General features: G+C 35.1%; 13 protein-coding genes. 9 read left to right on the top strand and 4 right to left on the bottom strand.

Annotated features, from left to right (window positions below):
• Positions 1 to 63 precede the first annotated feature (63 nt).
• Positions 64 to 1,098: a M28 family metallopeptidase gene (locus DRF59_RS10765; RefSeq protein ID WP_115959541.1), complete on the top strand. Its 1,035-nt coding sequence runs from the start codon at positions 64 to 66 to the stop codon at positions 1,096 to 1,098.
• A gap of 155 nt (positions 1,099 to 1,253) precedes the next feature.
• Entirely contained in the window at positions 1,254 to 2,432 is a 1,179-nt protein-coding gene (locus DRF59_RS10770) for an acetyl-CoA C-acyltransferase (RefSeq protein WP_115959811.1), read from the top strand.
• Positions 2,433 to 2,836: 404 nt separating this feature from the next.
• Here the strand turns inward: DRF59_RS10770 and DRF59_RS10775 are convergent, their stop codons facing one another.
• Positions 2,837 to 6,175: a DEAD/DEAH box helicase gene (locus DRF59_RS10775; RefSeq protein WP_115959543.1), complete on the bottom strand. Its 3,339-nt coding sequence runs from the start codon at positions 6,173 to 6,175 to the stop codon at positions 2,837 to 2,839.
• A 143-nt stretch (positions 6,176 to 6,318) separates the two neighbouring features.
• On the opposite strand from DRF59_RS10775, the gene DRF59_RS10780 reads away from it, so the two are divergent.
• The 4 genes from DRF59_RS10780 to DRF59_RS10795 all read left to right on the top strand — a co-directional run bounded on the left by DRF59_RS10780 (position 6,319) and on the right by DRF59_RS10795 (position 10,749).
• A complete protein-coding gene (locus tag DRF59_RS10780; protein ID WP_115959545.1) occupies positions 6,319 to 7,116 on the top strand; it encodes an SDR family oxidoreductase in 798 nt (265 codons plus the stop codon).
• A gap of 75 nt (positions 7,117 to 7,191) precedes the next feature.
• Positions 7,192 to 8,106, top strand: coding sequence for a helix-turn-helix domain-containing protein (locus DRF59_RS10785; RefSeq protein WP_115959547.1), 915 nt, complete (start codon positions 7,192 to 7,194; stop codon positions 8,104 to 8,106).
• Between the two features lie 168 nt (positions 8,107 to 8,274).
• Entirely contained in the window at positions 8,275 to 9,276 is a 1,002-nt protein-coding gene (locus DRF59_RS10790; protein WP_115959549.1) for a T9SS type A sorting domain-containing protein, read from the top strand.
• 315 nt (positions 9,277 to 9,591) lie between these two features.
• Complete coding sequence (locus DRF59_RS10795) at positions 9,592 to 10,749, top strand: MFS transporter (protein ID WP_115959550.1); 1,158 nt, start codon at positions 9,592 to 9,594, stop codon at positions 10,747 to 10,749.
• A gap of 388 nt (positions 10,750 to 11,137) precedes the next feature.
• On the opposite strand, the gene DRF59_RS10800 is transcribed toward DRF59_RS10795, so the two are convergent.
• Positions 11,138 to 11,470: a MerR family transcriptional regulator gene (locus tag DRF59_RS10800; RefSeq protein ID WP_115959552.1), complete on the bottom strand. Its 333-nt coding sequence runs from the start codon at positions 11,468 to 11,470 to the stop codon at positions 11,138 to 11,140.
• A gap of 101 nt (positions 11,471 to 11,571) precedes the next feature.
• Here DRF59_RS10800 and DRF59_RS20770 point away from each other — a divergent pair, with 101 nt between their 5' ends.
• A complete protein-coding gene (locus DRF59_RS20770) occupies positions 11,572 to 12,633 on the top strand; it encodes a nuclear transport factor 2 family protein (protein WP_157967449.1) in 1,062 nt (353 codons plus the stop codon).
• A gap of 48 nt (positions 12,634 to 12,681) precedes the next feature.
• Entirely contained in the window at positions 12,682 to 13,293 is a 612-nt protein-coding gene (locus tag DRF59_RS10810; protein ID WP_115959554.1) for a cysteine hydrolase family protein, read from the top strand.
• A 95-nt stretch (positions 13,294 to 13,388) separates the two neighbouring features.
• On the opposite strand, the gene DRF59_RS10815 is transcribed toward DRF59_RS10810, so the two are convergent.
• Both DRF59_RS10815 and DRF59_RS10820 read right to left on the bottom strand, forming a co-directional pair.
• Positions 13,389 to 13,643 (bottom strand): hypothetical protein, encoded by a 255-nt coding sequence (locus DRF59_RS10815; protein WP_115959557.1) that lies wholly within the window; start codon positions 13,641 to 13,643, stop codon positions 13,389 to 13,391.
• Positions 13,644 to 13,715: 72 nt separating this feature from the next.
• On the bottom strand, positions 13,716 to 14,021 hold the full coding sequence (locus tag DRF59_RS10820; RefSeq protein ID WP_115959559.1) for a helix-turn-helix transcriptional regulator: 306 nt from the start codon (positions 14,019 to 14,021) through the stop codon (positions 13,716 to 13,718).
• A gap of 73 nt (positions 14,022 to 14,094) precedes the next feature.
• Here DRF59_RS10820 and DRF59_RS10825 point away from each other — a divergent pair, with 73 nt between their 5' ends.
• Complete coding sequence (locus tag DRF59_RS10825) at positions 14,095 to 14,964, top strand: AraC family transcriptional regulator (protein ID WP_115959561.1); 870 nt, start codon at positions 14,095 to 14,097, stop codon at positions 14,962 to 14,964.

Here is a 14,964-nt window from a genome sequence, read left to right on the forward strand (position 1 = left end):
AACAAAAATAACATTCCATGAATGATTAAATAAAATTTGTTACTTTTAAGAAAATTATTCTTTATGAAAAAACTGCTAATACCGTTATTTGCCATTGCTTTACTTACCGGTTGTAAAACCGCTAATGTTTCAGACGGAACTTCTAATATTTCTATAAAACATGATAAAGCTTTTTCTGCTGCTTATAAGATGATTAATAAGGAAGATTTAAAGAAAAACTTATATGTAATTGCTTCAGATGAAATGGGAGGCAGAGATACAGGGAGTCCGGGGCAGAGAAAGGCAGGAGAGTATATTGTAAATTATTATAAAAGCCTTGGCATTTCATATCCAAAAGCATTAAATTCTTTTTATCAGAAGGTACCTTCAGAGTTTATGAAGAAAAGAGGTGGCGGAAACCTTCCTGATTCCGAAAATATTCTCGCATTTATAGAGGGAAGTGAAAAACCTGAAGAAATTGTTGTAGTATCTGCTCATTATGATCATGTTGGAACCAAGAATGGGGTGGTCTATAACGGAGCCGACGATGATGGCAGCGGTACAGTAGCCGTGATGGAAATTGCAAAAGCTTTTCAACAAGCAAAAAAGGCAGGAAACGGACCTAAAAGATCCCTTCTTTTTCTCCATGTAACAGGGGAGGAGCATGGTTTATTTGGTTCTGAATACTATTCAGAGAATCCTGTTTTTCCATTGGCTAATACCGTTGCTGATCTTAATATTGATATGATTGGAAGAGATGATCCTGCTAACAGAGGAAAGCAGTATGTATATGTGATTGGTTCAGAAATGCTTAGTTCTCAGCTTAAAATAATTAATGAGGCTGCCAACAAAAGAACAAACAACCTTGAGCTGAACTATAAATATGATGATCTTAATGATCCTGAACAACTTTATTACCGGTCAGATCATTATAACTTTGCCAAACACAATATTCCAGTAGCTTTTTTCTTTGACGGAATTCATGAAGACTATCATAAACCTACTGATAAGCCTGAAAAAATAGATTATCCTCTGCTTGAAAAAAGAACACAGCTAATTTTTGCTACCGCATGGGATCTTGCGAACAGATCAGAGAGAATTGTTGTAGATAAAAAGTAAAACATATATTGGAATCAGAAGGCATATTGTTAAATCTTTGTGCCTTTTAATCTTTAAAATAATATACCGATTGGTATATTATGTATATTTGCTTAAGGTTAATAAATAAATTTTCAATAAAATGTACCGACTGGTATATTAAAAAAGTAAAAAATATGAAAGATGTATTTATCATTGCTGCAAAGCGTACTCCCATTGGTGGATTCATGGGAGATTTATCCCGATTCACGGCTGTTCAGTTAGGTGCAGCGGCAATACAAAATGCTTATGAAAGTATTTCACTTTCTCCGGAACATATAGATAGCGTAATTATGGGAAATGTGCTGAGTGCAGGTGCAGGGCAGTCACCGGCAAGACAAGCCGCAATATTTTCTGACATTCCTGTGGAAAAAGATGCCACAACAGTCAATAAGGTATGTGCTTCAGGAATGAAAGCAGTTATACTGGGAGCACAGCAGATTCAGCTTGGGATGGAAAATATTGTAATGACAGGCGGGATGGAAAGTATGAGTAATACTCCACATTATATGTACCTCCGCCGTGGGAGGAAACTAGGTGATGTTATGCTTACTGATGGTATGATTAAAGACGGTCTGTGGGATGTCTATAATGACTTTCATATGGGAAGTGCTGCAGAACTTGGAGTAAGAAAATATGGTCATACAAGACAAGAACTGGATGATTATGCATTGCTTTCTTATAAGAGGGCGCGCGAGGCTACTGAAAATAATAAATTTAAGAATGAGCTGTTTGAGATACCAGTGAAAGATAAAGAGAGGACAATAATTATCAGTAAAGATGAAGATATTGACAAGCTTATTCCTGAAAAAGTTCCATTATTGAAGCCGGCTTTTGAAAAAGACGGGATGTTGACAGCAGCCAATTCGAGCAATATCAATGACGGAGCAGCAGCCATTTTACTTAGCTCTTCGGAGGGAGTAATGCAGCATAATATTAATAATCCTTTGGCAAGAATTGTTGCTTATGCTGATGCAGCGCAATCTCCGGAGTGGTTTACTACTTCGCCTTCTATTGCAATAAACAAGATTTTGAAAGCTACAGGGCTTGATTTATCTGATATTAGCTATTTTGAGATTAATGAAGCATATTCATCCGTTATTCTCTCTAATCAGCAGATATTAGGTTATGATCTTGACAAAGTAAATGTTTACGGTGGAGCTGTTGCAATAGGACATCCGATCGGAGCTTCCGGCGCCCGGATCATTGCTACCCTGGTTAATGTACTGAGACAGGAAAAAGGAAGGTATGGAATTGCTGCAATTTGTAATGGAGGAGGTGGTGCTTCAGCGATTCTTATCGAAAATCTGCAATAGTTATAAAATATTTTGGAATGGTTTCAATCAGTGAATATTGGTTGAAACCATTTATTTTTAGGCTAAAGTATTGGAAATTTTAAATTTATCTTTTTTGTGGTTACGGATTTAAATTTAAAGAAACTGATAAAAATCACGACGTTATTATTTTTATTGATTCTAAATAAATATAAATTTGCTTCAACAAAAAAAATCAGACTATAAAAAAATAATCAATCTTTCAGCGGTCATTATTGTTCATTGATGGAAAAATAGTATACCACTATTCCAAATTTGAAGGAGATCATAAAATTATCAGGAAAATAATTAAAAAACAGAACATATCTAATCATATCCATATCAATTTTTGTTTTTTTAACCGGCAGAATATCTGTCGGTTTTGTTTTTAGATTGAAATGGTTATATCATTCTGAATCAAGGATGTTCATCAGTTCCTGTTTTGAAAACCCCTGAAAATTTGATCCATCTGCTTTAAGGAGCTGCTGAGCGAGATGTTTTTTTCTTTTCTGAAGTGTAAGAATTTTCTCTTCCACCGTATTTGAGCAAATCATACGGACTGCAATTACGTTTTTAGTTTGTCCTATACGGTAACTGCGGTCAATTGCCTGGTTCTCTGCCGCAGGGTTCCACCAGGGATCTATCAGGTATATATAATCTGCCTGGGTAAGGTTTAACCCAATGCCACCTGCTTTTAAACTGATCAGGAACACGCGTATATTTTCATTGTTCTGAAAGTTATTTACTTTTTCACCTCTGTCTCTGGTTTGGCCAGTCAGATATTCAAACGGAATTTCACGTTTTTCCAGCTCCGCTTTTAAAAGATCAAGCATTCCTACAAACTGGGAAAAGACAAGTATTTTATGATCCTGTGACTTTCCTGTGATTTGTTCCATCAGAATTTCAATTTTTACAGAGTGTTCACCGGAATATCCTTCTTTAAGAAGTACCGGAGAGTTACAAATTTGTCTGAGTCTGGTAAGTCCTGTAAGGACATGCATGCTGTTTTTATTCAGCTCATCCTCATCATTAGCTGCAATAAATTCACGAAGTTCCTTTTCGTAGGCATCATATATCCTGCGTTGTTCAGCATTCATTTCACAGTAGATTACTGTTTCGGTTTTTTCAGGAAGCTCTTTGGCTACCTGTTTTTTTGTCCGGCGAAGAATAAAAGGCTTTATTTTTTGTTGAAGTTCCGCGGCTCGTTTAGAATATTCGAATTTGTCAATAGGAATAGCATAAATATCTTTGAAGTAGCTTTTACTTCCTAATAAACCCGGGCACGCAAATGACAGCTGACTGTAAAGGTCAAAGGTATTATTTTCAATCGGAGTACCGGTTAGAACAATTCTGTTTCTGGATTGAAGTAAACGGGCTGCTTTATATCTTTCAGAGTCAGGATTTTTGATCGTCTGTGATTCATCAAGAAAAATATAATTGAAATAAAAGGTTTTCAGAAACTGAATATCTGAAAGGAGTATCCCGTAGCTGGTAATTACCACATCATAATCCACCATATGGGCTGTGGTTTTAGACCTGTCAGAACCATGATGCTGTAATACTTTTATAGACGGAGCAAATTTTCTTATTTCATCCTGCCAGTTAAAAAGTAGAGAAGTGGGAACAACCACCAGATTGGTAGTGTGTCCGCGTTTTTCCCTTTGAGATAGGATAAATGCAATAATCTGAAGTGTTTTTCCAAGACCCATATCATCTGCAAGGCATCCTCCGAAATTGAAGCTGTCCAGGAAATTCAACCAGTTCAGTCCTTCATGCTGATAGTCCCTTAACTCAGCTTTTAAATCTGAAGGAACAGAAGTTTGTGGAATTTTTTCAGAAGAATATAATTGCGATGAATAAGCCTGTATTTCTTCATATACTTCATTACTTAAAACTTCCTTTTCAAAGAGAGAAGCAACTTCTGTAAAATTAATCTTCGGAATTTTTAACAGTTCCTCATCTATTTCTCCGGCCTTAAAATAAGCAGAAATTTTATTGATCCATTCTTCAGGAAGAATACCCAGGGTGCCATCATCCAGCTGTACAAATTTACTTTTATTACGGATTGTCCTGTGAATTTGTTTTAAAGAGGCTTCTTTTTTACCGAATCCAACTTTGATCTTTGCATTAAACCAGTCCAGTCCACTGGTAATCTGAATATTTATTTTTGCCCGATGTGGGTTCAGTTTATTGTTTTTCAGTTCATTAAACCCAAGTATGGTAACTCCCTCATTTCTCCAGGTATCAAAAGCATCAAGAAACCAGTCGTTTTCCATAAACTTATCACGATGAAGATAAAAATACTGATACCCATCTGTTTGCTCTTCAAAATCAGGATGCTGCTGTATAATTAAAGAAGTAAAGCGTGATTCCAAAACTTCATCCCGTTCAACTTTAAACAGGTTTCCGTTCTGATCAGTATTGAAAAGCTGTTTTCTTGAATACACCGGCACTTCTAATTCTCCATAACGTATAACAGGAGTAATTCCAATATAATTCTGTTGTTGCCGTAAATAGATGATTTTTTCTGTACTGAAATCTTTTTCTTTAAGCTGAACTTCAGATGCTGCATGTATGTAGTTGTAATTGATATAAATACGCTCCTCCAGTGGTGATAGAATGGACTGCTTGAACTCCTCGTATTTTGATGAGTGTATCAGTAATATTTCATTATTGGTTTTAAAAAATTTAATTACCCGGAGCATATCAGGATGGTCTACATAACTGAATTCTTGTTGATTATATATAAAATATTCATTTTTAAGAATTACATTTTTAAATGGGACGGTGTGGTCCGGAAACAGAAGCTCGCCTGTAATTTCATAAAACGGATCTTTCTTAAATATAGTTAGTTGTATGTCTGCATTTAAAGTATTAAATGTAACGGAAATCAGGGATTTTGACGATACAGTTTCAGTAATATTGCGATCATGAAAATATACATCCAGATTCAAAGGGTTTTGTACTATTATCTTAAGAGCCTCAAGTTCGGCGAGTGTGTAATCTTCATTATAATTATTCTGAAATGTAGAAATAGCAGTGTAAAATTTGATATCCAAAGGTGTTTCTGCGTTCCATATCAATGGCATTGCATCTATAGGAACAACCGGGTTTTTTAACTTTCCGGCTTGGGTTATTTCCGCTTCCATTAAGGCAAAAACAAGATGATTATAATAACGATGATTACCAATGACAAGAATTTGTTTTTTTGTTTTGTCATGGGATGCCAGCTCAGCTAATCTGTCATGCTGAAGAGGAATAAGGTCCTTTTTTAAAGTCTGCTCATCTATCGGAAGCAATTCTTTAATTTTAGGTTGTATATCAATTTTGCCTTCAAGATAGTTTATCTGAAAATAGGTATCCAGATCGGCTTCGTTTTCCAAACCATAAATTCTAGCTTTCGGAAGAAGTGTTTTTCTACGAAGGTAAGCGTCAAAAAACATTCTGAATTTTTTTTCCTCAAGGATACAGTGAATGATTTCTGTCTGATGAATACAAAGCTTTCCTTCCGGGTTTTCACAGCTGCAGCTGCAAAGTAGTGAACTGCCAATATAGCTGATTGTAACAACCGGGGCGTTCAGAAGAGAGGATTCTCTGGTAAATACCCCTGAATTGATTTCAATAGAGATGGGATAAAAAGAATGAAAATCCCTGTTTTGTATAAAGGAGCTGTCTGAAGTGTGTTTCAGCAGATCATATACGGAAAGGGTACTGAAACTTATGTTTTCAAGAATATATTCTGCCATAAAAATTGCTGGAAACAAACTTACAAAAAACGGGTGAATAAAAGAACGGTTCGGATCCGTTTTGGATACATTTTCATCCGTTTTGGCAACTCCGGTATTTCTTCTATTCCTGAACTTTGTCCTGTAATTTAAACATAGAAAAAATGAAAACAGTTTTTATAACAGGTGCATCTACAGGGTTAGGTAAAGCAACAGCGCAGCTATTTCAAAAAAATGGCTGGAAAGTAATTGCTACCATGAGAAATCCTGAAGCAGGGTCAGATCTGGCTGCGTTAGAAAATGTAACCGTACTTCCATTGGATGTAACAAATTCACAGCAGATAAAATTCACAGTGAGCAAGTCGCTCGAACTGGGTGATGTGGATGTGGTTTTTAATAATGCAGGATATGGTCTCCTGGGACCTCTGGAAGCTTTAACTGACGAACAGATCGTAAAGCAGTTAAATACTAATCTATTAGGTGTCATCCGTGTTACTCAGGCATTTATTCCATACTTCAGGGAAAAGAAAAGCGGAACATTTATTTCAACCACATCAATTGGCGGTCTGATAGCATTTCCCCTAGGTTCTACCTACCACGCAACAAAATGGGCATTGGAAGGATGGAGTGAGAGTATGGCTTTTGAGCTTAACAAATTGGGAATAGATATTAAAACGGTTTCTCCTGGAGGAATTAAAACGGATTTTGTAAGCCGTTCTTTAGATTCAGCAACTAGCCCGGCTTATGAAGAGATGACGCATTCATTATTTTCCGGTATGGAAGCAATGATGGAAATGGCATCTACTCCGGAACAGATTGCAGAAGTAGTTTATGAAGCAGCAACCGATGGAAAAAAGCAGCTCAGATATGTAGCTGGTGAGGATGCAAAAGCATTATATGCACAACGTCTTGAGCTGGGGGATGAAGCCTTCAGAGAGCAGCTCGGAAAACAATTTATCTAGCCCGCTGTTATTGAAACAGCATAAACAAATCTGTTTGTGCTGTTTTTAAACTTGAAAAATTTATACATTTATAGTATGGAAAAAAAAGAAATTGTTCCTTTGAAAATAACATCCATATCTGAACTGCATGATCTGCTGCAGCTTCCGAAGCCTCTTCATCCGCTGATAAGTTTAGTGGATAATTCGAAAATGACGGTCAGTAAAGAATTTCTGGGAAGAAGTTTTCTGCTGAATTTTTATAAGATTTCCTATAAATATTCTACAAAAGGAAAAATGGGATATGGACAGGGATATTATGACTTTAACGAAGGAGGAATGATGTTCACTGCTCCGGGGCAGATTCTCTCTACAGATGAAAATGCAGAATATAGTGGTTATACATTGCTGGTGCATCCCGATTTTATCCGCAGTTATCCTTTGGCAAGAAAAATCAGAAAGTTTGGTTTCTTTTCTTATGATACCAATGAGGCCCTGCATTTGTCAGATCAGGAAAAAACAAAAATTACAGGTATTCTGGACAGTATTACCCTTGAGCTGAACACTGCTATAGATGAAATAAGTCAGGATGTGATTGTTTCTTATATTGAAGTTCTGCTCAACTATAGTAACCGTTATTATAAGAGACAGTTTATCACAAGAAAAATGGTAAACAGTGATTTGCTTTCTAAAATGGAAGCAATACTGGAAGATTATTTCAATGAACAGGAAACATTAAACAAAGGTTTACCTACGGTAGAATTCCTTGCTTCTGAACTTCACTTATCCCCGCATTATCTGAGTGATATGCTTCGCAATCTCACAGGACAGAATGCCCAACAGCATATTCATGAAAAATTAATTGAAAAAGCAAAGGAATATCTTTCTATTACTGATTTATCCGTTTCAGAGATTGCTTATGCCCTGGGATTTGAGCATCCACAGTCATTTAATAAACTATTTAAAAGGAAAACAGATAAAACACCTTTAAGATACAGGCAGTCATTTAATTAAAATGCATAAGCAATTGTCATTACTGTAAAATATACTCATTTCAGGCAGCAATAAAAATACCGGATTTCAGGTAGATTAAAATCCTTCTTTTTCAGGATTGTACTTTTTTAAAACTAGAAATAAATTTGTATTAAAAGCCAAATCTATTTCAACTTAAATAAAAACAATATGAAAAAATTAAACTCTATCTTATTTCTCGCTATGGGTGTTATTGCTTATGCACAGCCTTCAGTTACGAGGACAGGAATTGACCGCATCAATATTCCCATAACATTCAAGTCTGATGATGTAACCGGTACTGCGGTTACTGCAGGGCCATCGGGAGCAAATATTACATGGGACTTTTCTGCATATCCCGGTCCTAATGTTTCAACAACTACAACGAACGAATGTCCCGGGCAGGCTAACTGCTTCAGATTTGCAACAGCGAACAGGATCAATAAACCGGCACTGACAGATTTTTATGATTTTTCTTCTGTAGATGACAATCAGATCCTGAGAATCGGATCTTATGGCGGGCCGGCTTTGGGAGATGTGACCACAACGTATACTGACCCGCTGATTGAATTTAAATTTCCTATAACTTACCTGCAGCAATATACTGACAATTATCAGTTTAGCAGTGTTTCAACTGGAATAGGAAATACAAATGAAACAGGGCAGGAAGAAAATACAGTAGATGGTTACGGGACCGTAATAACTCCTTCGGGAACATATACTAATGTCCTGAGAATAAAAAAAATGCGCACTGCAACACAAACTGGTTCCGGGTTACCTGTTCCGATGAGTTATACAAATGAGGGTTATATATGGGTTAGCCAGAATGCCGGGATAGTAATGTCTTTCAGCATCAATACCTTTGTTTCAAACGGGACAACACATGTAGCAAAGGTGGTTTCTTATCTTGATTCAGGAACCTTGTCAACACATGAGCTAAATAATAAAAAAGAAGATTTGTCGGTATATCCGAACCCAAGTTCTGAACGTATTACTTTAGCTTCAAAAGAAGATATCAGGAAGGTTTCCCTTATATCTTCTGAAGGGAAAACTGTTCTGACCAGTGAAAATTCAAAAAATATTGATATTTCAAAATTACCTAAAGGAGTATATATTCTTCAGGGAGATTTAAAAAACGGAACTTCAGTGACCAGAAAAATTATAAAAAAGTAGTATAAATTTTTTTAAGTTTTTTGAAACCATCGGGGACACAACAGAAGGTAAATAACACAGTGATTAATATATTTGTTTTAATGTGGATTTTAATGTCCCCGATATTTTTGCTTTTATCATTTTGAGGTCAGAGGATAATTTTATTTTTCTGATCTTATTTTTTGTATACTCCGTTATAACCTGGTCAATTCTTGTTTTGCCTCTATCATTTTAATAGAATTGATTAAAACGGAATATAAAATGACAAAAATGGAATAGATTTTATTCCTGAGTGTTCTTAACTTCGCAGCCGGAATTGTTAACTTAATACGGATCATGTACAATACAGAATCTTCCCATTCGAAAATGCCGGCCGCATGTTTTCTGCTTTTTTTTGCCCATGGTCTTGTTTTTTCTTCCTGGGCAAGCCGTATTCCAATCATTAAAGATGCGCTTTTGATCAGTGAGGCGGAGCTTGGAACACTTTTGTTGCTGACGCCTATCGGGCAGCTCTCTACGATGGTGCTTGCAGGAAAGCTGATTAGTATGTACGGAAGTTCCTGGATTATCAGGAAATGCTTTTTATTATATCCTTTTTTTCTTATATTAATAGGGCTTGCTCCATCATACTGGATCCTGGCAATTGTTCTGTTTTTCTTTGGGGTCTCCGGAAATTTATGCAACATAGCAATGAATACACAAGCTATTGAGATAGAAGGAATAACAAAAAGAACTCTATTGTCTTCCTGTCATGGTGCATGGTGTTTTGCCGGGCTGGTTGGCGCTGTAGTGGGTTTACTGATGATTAATATAGGAATAAATACATTTTACCATTTTATGGTCACTTTTGTGCTTGTGATTCTATTCTGGATGTATAGTAAAATGCATTTAACCAATATGATCCATCAGGCAACCCCGCAAAAACAGTCAATTTTTAAGTCAGTTAATCCCACATTGGTTGCCTTGGGAATAATAGGTTTTCTTAGTATGGCTATTGAGGGTGCTATGTTCGACTGGAGTGGGGTTTATTTCCAAACAATTGTAAAGGCGCCGGAAAATCTTGTTATACTGGGGTATACAAGCTTTATTTTAATGATGACTTTAGGAAGATTCATCGGAAATGGGGCTATTGAAAGATTCGGAAAAAGAACCATTCTGCAAGCCTGTGGTTTTCTGATGAGTGGAGGATTGTTCCTGAGTGTTTTTTTTCCGGAGCTGTGGATATGTGTTATTGCATTTATGATCATAGGACTTGGAAGTTCTCTCAGTGTTCCGTCTGTTTACAGTACAGTAGGACAGGTGAGTACGGTAGCACCAAGTATCGCATTATCCTTTGTGTCCAGTATTTCATTTTTAGGATTTTTAATCGGGCCACCACTTATCGGATATATTGCTGAAGCTTTTGACCTGAGATATTCTTACGGATTTTTTGCCTGTTTTGGTATATTACTGGCCATAATGGCAGGGCAGATGAAGGTTTTCCGTAAAAGCTAAAATAATTTTTCTTAGTATTATTCGAGGCTATCAGATAAAGTATAATACTTTCCTTTTAGACACAACAGACAACTTTTCACCTTGTTATGGATCCGTTAGTCATCTGAATTCAGTGTATGCAGCAAGGTTATGAAATTCTGAATGCCAGATTAATTAAAATGTGGAATTTAATTTTCAATTGTATGCCTAAGCTCGGTAATACCGAAGTAATTATATTGTTTTTGAATAGCATTAACAGGATATCAGATTAATAAAAAGTACATTTGTAAGGAGATCTGATACGGTCTCTTGTATTGGTTTTTATTTCATTTGAGAAGGCTGATCTTATGCAATGATACTATAACTTTCACAGAATAGTAATGATTTGTTTATACCAGTAAACAAGCAATTAACTTTTCTTGTTCTGTAGTTTGTGCAATGTATCTAATGTGTTTTCAATCATTTCCATACGTTTTTGTACTTTTTCTGCAGAAGCATCTAGAGTATAACCTTCTTCCATTAATTCTTTTATGAGAAGCATTTTTTTAATATTTTCATAATTATAGCGCCGGTTTTTACCTTCCTCCTCCGTCATACTGGAGATAATGGCTTTGTCTTCCCAGTAACGTATCTGCCTGGTTGGAATACCTGTTATCTGTGATACCTCACCAATACCGACAACGAGTTTATCTAAAAAGTAAGAGTCAAATGAAAGGTTTTTATTTTCTTCTTTTTTTTTCATTTGTAAATAATTTACAATTAATGTTGCAAATATAAAATATTAGTTGTTAATTTGCAATTGTAAATAATTTACAATTATTGATAATTAAAAACAATTAAAGTATGAAAAAGGCAATTGCAGTTTTAGTAGTAGCAATTATAACTTTAACATCAACGATTATGGCAATGAAACCTGAATATTTAACAAATGCATGTATGAAAAAGAATGATTATAATTTACAAGTTGGGCTTGAGGCATTTCAGAAAATTGTGAAAATTCCTGATGGTTATTTATTTCAGTCCGTAAATGAAGTAAAAGCTGATGGAGTACAGGCTCATTTGTTCCGATTTGAAAAAACTGAAAATAAAGGTTTACAAAAAGAACATTTTTCATTCATTATTTCAGAAAATGACAATTGTATTTTAGGCTTTACTATGATGGATAAGAAATATTCTAACGTTAAAATGGTTTCAAAGGCAGAAACGGAAAAGATCGCAAAGAATTTTTTATTGAAGTTAGACCTCTTTTTAGCAGAAAATCTGAGAAATCTTTGGATAGAAAGACATGACGAAGAGATTATGATTGACGGAAAAAAGGTTCTTGTGTCAGGAATGAAATATAAATGCTATAATGCTTCACGAAATGATTATGCGTGGGTAATTGTTGGCTTCGACGGATCTATAATTACTTTTGAACGTAATATAAAATGGAATAATAGTGAACATAAACGGATAACAGAAAAATGGCTGCATGATAACTGGTTAATAGAAAATTTAAGTACAGAAAAGCAAGAATTAAGAAAGCTTGTAGAAGAAACTTTTATAAACGGAGCTTTAAATAAACTTGAAGTAGAAGAAATGTTAAGAGGATTTCACCCTGATTTTGCCATATTGATAGCCAAAGAACATGAGCTTTTCCGTCTTCAGCTCCATGATTGGATGAAAGTAGTTGAAAATTATAAAAACTCTTCTGAAAAAGTGAAATCCGGAATCAGAAACCTTGATTATACTATTGATGTAATGGATGTTACAGGAAATACAGCCATAGTAAAAGCACAGCTGTTCAGAGATCATAAGATCATTATTACAGATTATCTCTCTTATATAAAATATCCTGATGGCTGGAAAGCTGTAGCTAAAATATCTAATGAGCATATTGCAAACCCTTTACATCTTACCCTTTAAATTATCCATAATGAAAACTATTATTCTAATTATATAAATATTTTAAGCATGAATAACACACAGGCACAGATAGAAAAATCAGCTCTTATTCTTATTGAAACTCAGAATGAATGGATGCATACAGATGGGAAATTAAGAAAAGCATTAGTCAGAGATGAACAAATGATGCTTAACTCGATTCTCAATATTGAAAAAATATTGAAATATGCCAGAAATAACGGCATCACGGTTATCCATGTAGGTTTACGTTTTGAGAGTGGATATCCTGAGTTAGGCGGCGGAAAAAGCGGTTTGCGTAAAGCAATTCCAAACGCGGGAACATTCCTTGTGAGTGAATTTGGGTCTTATTTTTTTGAAACTGTAAAGCCAATTGAAGGTGAATTTATTGTAAGCGGACGCACAGGAGCAAGCGCCTTTACAGGTTCAAATCTGGATGCTTATTTACGAAATAATAGAATAGAAAACATTTACCTGGCTGGTTATGCAACCCATGTCTGCGTGGAAAGTACTCTGAGAGACGGACATGAAAGAAGTTATAATACATATGTATTGTCAGATGCGACATCAGCTTTTGATCATGCACAACAGGAGTATTTTCTGAATGATATTGTACACCATTTTGGTGAACATTTAAATACTGAACAGTTTATCAGTAAGTAAATTAAATTGATCTGGTAATTTGTTGCTATATCAAAGCAAAGAGTTTATGTTGCAAATTATTTTTAATGTTCAAGCTTTTTATAAAGTAAACACCATTATAAAACCTGAAGTTCATTAAAAACTTCAATAATTGCTTCAATAAGCTCCTTTTCTATTGGAAAAGCTGGAGAAGCATCATGTATATTGGGGAGTATCGCCCGCAGGTTCCCCTGATCATCACGTTCAAAAACAACATCTGTATCATGTATATTGACAGAGAGCTTATAACCATAGGAAAATGTAGCGAGACGTCCGTTGAAAAGGAGTTCTTTTCCTTTATAAATGACGGGTAATTCGAATTGATGTTCCATTAAATTTCTAAATCCATGTAAAGTTCGGAAATCTTATCTAAATGTTATATAAAAATATTTCGGAAAAATCTGTTAGAGTGCAATAATCTTTAGAATGTTATCCAGTTTTGTCCGGAGCTCCTTATTTTCTTTCTCTAAGATTATAATATAGTCTTCTCTGTTTTCCATACTTTTCTTAGAGGTATACTTATCATCATAAATTTCCTCAACAGGCACTTTCAGGAACTTTGCAATCTTTTTCCAGTCATCTTTAGATATTTTTACAGATCCATTTTCTTTTCTGTTGTAGTTGGATGTATCTATTCCGAGTATATCAGCAATCTCTTTTTGGGTAAACCCTTTCTGTTTTCTTATAGCGTATAGCTTTTCTTTTCTCATATTTTATTTTTTACAAATATGCATAAATTAAAATTTTGTAATTTAATTTTTTATATTGAAAATTTAAGTATGTATGGAGGATTTTATTATTGAGCCTTTTCTACATCCTGATAACAGCAATCAGTTTATAAATACCAAAAATATATCAGATTTGTTATCAGTACGGTCTGCTGAACTTTTTAAACCTCACAAAACCCGGTTTAACTGTATTCATCTTTTTTACGAGGGTTCAGGAGTATTTACTTTAGATTTTAAGGAGCTGGAAGTCAAAGAAAAGCATATATTATTTGTTTCAACGAATCAGATCAGTCAGTTCCATGCACCTGTAACTTACAAAAGCAGAGTGCTGATTTTTACTGATGATTTCCTTTGTAAGAGCAGCCTTCAGACTCAGTTCTTCGGACAGGCCAGTCTTTTTAATGATCCGTTAAGTTTGCCTTATTTTGAATTAGGAGACAGGTTTGAAGAAATTTCTTCCTTATTTACCTGTATTGAAAAAGAATTGAAGAGACCTTATAATGAAATACAGACCACAATATTGAATAACTACTTATTCAATATACTGCTGATGACAGAAAGCTTATCAGGCATGGCTAATATCAGTTTGGACGTTTGTGGAAACAAGATTCTGGTTTCAAAGTTTAAATCACTGGTTAATAAGAATCTGTACAGGCAAAACAGTCTGGAGCATTACAGCTATGAATTGGGAGTTGGTTTACGTAGTCTTCAAAATGCTTTTTTGCAGGTTGAGAAGCAAAGCCCTAAACAATGGCTGATCAACCGGATGATTTTAGAAATTAAAAGAAACCTGATGTATAATGAAATGAGCATAAGTGAAATTGCCTACCAATTAGGTTTTAAAGAGGTGACCAATTTTACAAAATTTTTTAAGTCGAAAGAAGGAATAACTCCAACAGAATTCAGAAAGGAGTATCACAGGTAG

This window comes from Chryseobacterium flavum (genome assembly GCF_003385595.1).
GTDB lineage: Bacteria > Bacteroidota > Bacteroidia > Flavobacteriales > Weeksellaceae > Chryseobacterium > Chryseobacterium flavum.

Excerpts from the sequence above, each read along its gene's own strand:
- DRF59_RS10765 (WP_115959541.1), top strand. The coding sequence starts at position 64 with ATGAAAAAACTGCTAATACCGTTATTTGCCATTGCTTTACTTACCGGT.
- DRF59_RS10800 (WP_115959552.1), bottom strand. The coding sequence starts at position 11,470 with ATGAAAAAAAAAGAAGAAAATAAAAACCTTTCATTTGACTCTTACTTT.
- DRF59_RS10785 (WP_115959547.1), top strand. The coding sequence starts at position 7,192 with ATGGAAAAAAAAGAAATTGTTCCTTTGAAAATAACATCCATATCTGAA.
- DRF59_RS10810 (WP_115959554.1), top strand. The coding sequence starts at position 12,682 with ATGAATAACACACAGGCACAGATAGAAAAATCAGCTCTTATTCTTATT.
- DRF59_RS10795 (WP_115959550.1), top strand. The coding sequence starts at position 9,592 with ATGTACAATACAGAATCTTCCCATTCGAAAATGCCGGCCGCATGTTTT.
- DRF59_RS10815 (WP_115959557.1), bottom strand. The coding sequence starts at position 13,643 with ATGGAACATCAATTCGAATTACCCGTCATTTATAAAGGAAAAGAACTC.
- DRF59_RS10820 (WP_115959559.1), bottom strand. The coding sequence starts at position 14,021 with ATGAGAAAAGAAAAGCTATACGCTATAAGAAAACAGAAAGGGTTTACC.
- DRF59_RS10825 (WP_115959561.1), top strand. The coding sequence starts at position 14,095 with ATGGAGGATTTTATTATTGAGCCTTTTCTACATCCTGATAACAGCAAT.
- DRF59_RS10780 (WP_115959545.1), top strand. The coding sequence starts at position 6,319 with ATGAAAACAGTTTTTATAACAGGTGCATCTACAGGGTTAGGTAAAGCA.
- DRF59_RS10770 (WP_115959811.1), top strand. The coding sequence starts at position 1,254 with ATGAAAGATGTATTTATCATTGCTGCAAAGCGTACTCCCATTGGTGGA.
- DRF59_RS20770 (WP_157967449.1), top strand. The coding sequence starts at position 11,572 with ATGAAAAAGGCAATTGCAGTTTTAGTAGTAGCAATTATAACTTTAACA.
- DRF59_RS10790 (WP_115959549.1), top strand. The coding sequence starts at position 8,275 with ATGAAAAAATTAAACTCTATCTTATTTCTCGCTATGGGTGTTATTGCT.
- DRF59_RS10775 (WP_115959543.1), bottom strand. The coding sequence starts at position 6,175 with ATGGCAGAATATATTCTTGAAAACATAAGTTTCAGTACCCTTTCCGTA.